At 70.5% G+C, this 3,808-nt stretch carries 4 protein-coding genes; all 4 read left to right on the top strand.

Features of this window, described 5'->3' with window-relative positions:
• Positions 1-117: 117 nt before the first annotated feature.
• Positions 118-1,830 (top strand): methyl-accepting chemotaxis protein, encoded by a 1,713-nt coding sequence (locus ACFQ27_RS20640; RefSeq protein ID WP_377354894.1) that lies wholly within the window; start codon positions 118-120, stop codon positions 1,828-1,830.
• A 304-nt stretch (positions 1,831-2,134) separates the two neighbouring features.
• The gene (locus tag ACFQ27_RS20635; protein WP_374346877.1) at positions 2,135-2,449 is read left to right on the top strand and encodes an STAS domain-containing protein; all 315 of its coding nucleotides are present in this window, start codon (positions 2,135-2,137) and stop codon (positions 2,447-2,449) included.
• Positions 2,446-2,817 (top strand): response regulator, encoded by a 372-nt coding sequence (locus ACFQ27_RS20630; protein ID WP_374346876.1) that lies wholly within the window; start codon positions 2,446-2,448, stop codon positions 2,815-2,817. Before ACFQ27_RS20635 ends, ACFQ27_RS20630 begins: the two co-directional genes overlap by 4 nt.
• 30 nt (positions 2,818-2,847) lie before the next feature.
• Positions 2,848-3,808 (top strand): Hpt domain-containing protein (locus tag ACFQ27_RS20625; RefSeq protein WP_377354893.1); only part of this gene is annotated, 961 nt, incomplete at its 3' end.

Genomic DNA, 3,808 nt, shown 5'->3' with positions numbered 1-3,808 from the left:
CGGCGGCGCGCCCTTCGTGATCGTGGTGCGGGCCCCGGCCGGCGCCGCGGCGCCCCGGCTCCAAGCCCACGGCGCGCTCTTCTCCCTCGACGCGGGCCTCGCCCGGCTGTGCGGCGCATGAAGTCGCCGATGCTGGACACCCTGGACCAACAGCGCCGTCTAGCGGATCGGGTGCTGATGGGCGCCCTGTGGGCCGCCGCCCCGGTCACCGCCCTCGCCACCCTGGTGGCCAAGGGGCCGTGGCTGATGGTCGGCGCCGGCGCCGCCGGTCTGGCCGCCGCGGCCAGCCTGGTCCGCCGCATCGACCGCAAGGGCGCCGGGGCCCGCCGCTCCGTCGCGGTGGCCCTGATGGGCTCGGTCTCCCTGCTGGTGGCCGGCCATGCCGGGCAGGCCTGGCAGATCGACCTGCACATGGCCTATTTCGCGGCCCTGGCCTGCCTGATCATCTATTGCGACTGGACCGTCATCGCGGCCGGCGCGATCACCGTCGCCCTGCACCATCTGGTGCTCAGCGCCCTGCTGCCGGCATGGGTCTTCCCTGGCGGCGGCGACCTGCGCCGGGTCATCGTCCACGCCGCCATCCTGGTGGTGGAGACCGGCGCCCTGGTCTGGGGCGCGCGCCGCATCGCCAGCATGTTCACCGACACCGCGATCAACCTGGAACGCAGCCAGGCCATCGTGGCCGAGGCCGAGGCCGCCCGCACCGCGGCGGAAGAGGCCCGCTTCGCCGAGGCCCACGCCGCCGAAGAGCGCCAGTCCCTGCAGTTCTTCGTCGAGGAAGAGCGCCTCAGTGTGGTCAACGGCCTGGCCAGCGCGCTCGGCCGCCTAGCCCAGGGCGACATGTCCTGCCAGATCTCCACCAAGTTCCCCCCGGAATACGAGCCCCTGCGGGCCGACTTCAACAGCGCCATCGGGCGGCTGTCGGGGGCGCTGAACGACATCATCGCCGCCGCCGGCGCCATCCGCAGCGGGGCGGGCCAGATGTCCGTGGCCGCCGACGACCTAGCCCGGCGCACCGAGCGCACCGCCGCCAGCCTGGAAGAGACCGCCGCGGCCCTCGACCAGATCACCTCGACCGTCCGCAAGACCGCCGAAGGGGCCAAGGCCTGTTCCGACGTGGTGATGGCCGCCCGCGGCGACGCCCAGACCTCCGGTGAGGTGGTTCGCCAGGCGGTCGACGCCATGAGCGAGATCGAGACCTCGTCCAGCCAGATCGGCCAGATCATCGGCGTCATCGACGAGATCGCCTTCCAGACCAACCTGCTGGCCCTGAACGCCGGCGTCGAAGCCGCCCGCGCGGGCGAGGCCGGCAAGGGCTTCGCCGTGGTCGCCGCCGAGGTGCGGGCTCTGGCCCAGCGCTCCGCCGACGCCGCCAAGGAGATCAAGAGCCTGGTCGGCATGTCCGGCGCTCAGGTTGAGGCCGGGGTGCGGCTGGTCGGCGAGACCGGCCACGCCCTGCAGCGCTTCGTCGACCGGGTGGCCGAGATCGAGAGCCTGGTCCGCGAGATCGCCTCGTCCGCCCAGGAACAGTCCACGGGGCTCGGCCAGATCAACCAGGCCGTCAACCACATGGACCAGGTCACTCAGCAGAACGCCGCCATGGTCGAGGAGACCACCGCGGCCAGCCACTCCCTGGCCAAGGAGGCCGAGGTGCTGGCCGACGCCGTGGCCCGCTTCCGGGTCGGCGCGGGCGGCGAGGTGATCAATCCGAACACGGTCGGCCACTCCCGTGTCATGCAGGAATACGCCGAGCGCCACGCCGCCGAACGGACCAGCGTGGCCGCCCTCCTGAAGCCGTCGGTCGCTCCCGACGAGTGGGAGGAGTTCTGATGCCGGCCCTTCGGATCACGCTGCGCGAATCGCCCCCGTCCGGCGTCCTGCGCGCGCCCATGGCGACGCTTGTTAATCGTCCGGACAAAGTGACGCAGGCCTTAGCCCAAGGCCTCGCACCGCGCCGCCGCGCCGGGTCTCCGCACGCCGGCTTCGCCCCGCTCAGCCGGGCGATCTCACCGCGCGCCGGTCGCCGTCCGCTTGCGGATCGCGCCGGCCGCCTCCCCCTCACCGAGGGCCGCCTCGCGACCCTCGCCCGCCAACCCGCGCCTGGCCAAGGTGCTGATGAATGGGAACAATTTTGATGTCTATCGATGCGGCGGCCGCTCAAGCGGCAGGGCCGGCGACCGTGAGCCTGGCTCCGGTGCTGGACCTTCAGGCGGCTGAGCCCCTGCGGGCGGAACTGATGTCTCTGCGCGGAAGGCCCCTTGATGTGGACGCTTCCCAGGTCTCGCGCCTGGGCGGTCTGTGTCTTCAGGTGCTGATGTCGGCGCGGAAGATCTGGGCGGAGGACGGGGTCGCTTTAACCCTGAATCAACCGTCTTTGGCGTTTTCAGAACAACTGGCGGCGTTCGGGAATCCCGAGCTTCATTGCGAGCCCGAAGGGGGACTTTCGTGAGCAAGACTGTACTGACCATCGACGATAGCCGCACCATGCGGGAGATGCTGAACCACGCGCTCGTGGAGGCCGGTTACACCGTCCTTCAGGCCGTGGACGGCGTTGAGGGCCTTGAGGTCCTCGAAGCCAACGGCGGCTCCGTGGATGTGGTGATCACCGACATCAACATGCCTCGCCTCGACGGGTTCGGCGTGATCGAGGGCGTGCGGGCCAATCCGGCCCACCGCGCCACCCCGATCCTCGTCCTGACCACCGAGAGCGACGCGACCAAGAAGGAGCGCGCGCGCTCTGCTGGCGCGACCGGCTGGATCGTGAAGCCGTTCAATCCGGTGAAGCTGATCGACGCCGTCCGCCGGGTCGCCGCCTAAACCTCGAAGACACCGTTTCGGAGCGTTCCCTTGGATCCGTTCGAGAGCATCAAGCAGACGTTCTTTCAGGAATGCGATGAGCTCCTGACGGACGCCGAGCAGGGACTGCTGGCCATGGAGTCGGGTGACGCCGACCCCGAGACCATCAACGCCGTGTTCCGGGCCGTTCACTCCGTAAAGGGTGGCGCGGGCGCCTTCGGGCTCGAAGAGTTGATCCGCTTCGCTCACGTCTTCGAGACGGTGATGGATGAGATCCGGTCGGGGCAGATGGCCCTGACCGACGAGGTCGCCAAGACCCTGCTGCGGGCCTTCGACGTCCTGGCGGACCACGTCAACGCCGCCCGCGACGGCGGATCGGTGGACGAGACCCGTTCCTCCGGCATCCTGGGCGAACTCCGCGCCCTGATCGGCCAGGAGGGCGAGGAAGAGGACGATCTGGGCGCTGACGAGGACTTCGGCTTCGTGCCGCAGACCATCAGCCTGGACGACGACGGCCCCGCCGTCGACGCGCCGCCGCTGGACCTGCCCGCGGACCTGGTCGCAGCCCTCAACGCCGCGCCCGCCGACGCCGAGGCCGAAACGCCGGTCGAGACCGGCCCGACGGTGTGGCGCGTGGAGTTCGCGCCCAAGACCGAGATGTACGCCAAGGCCAACGAGGCCGGCCTCGTCCTTCGGGAACTGGCGCGTCTGGGCCCGACCGAGGTCATCCTGGACGACAGCGGCCTGCCGCCACTCGACCAGCTGTCGGCCGAGAACTCCTATCTGAGCTGGACGGTCCGCCTGACCGCCGAAGTGGACTATGAGGCCGTCCACGAGGTGTTCGAATTCGTCGAGGACGACTGCGTCCTGTCGATCGTCAAGGAAGGCGGCGCGGCTGAGGCCGCCCCCGAAGCCGAGATGACCGACGACGAACGCGCCGCGGCCTCCGCCGCCGCCCCGCTGGACCTGGACGCCCTGTTGGCCCGGGTCGCCGGCGGCGACGCCGCGCCCG

It is taken from the genome of Phenylobacterium conjunctum, from assembly GCF_042679085.1.
In the GTDB taxonomy this organism is placed as follows: Bacteria; Pseudomonadota; Alphaproteobacteria; order Caulobacterales; family Caulobacteraceae; genus Phenylobacterium; species Phenylobacterium conjunctum.
This window is presented reverse-complemented; position numbering and strand designations above follow the sequence as displayed.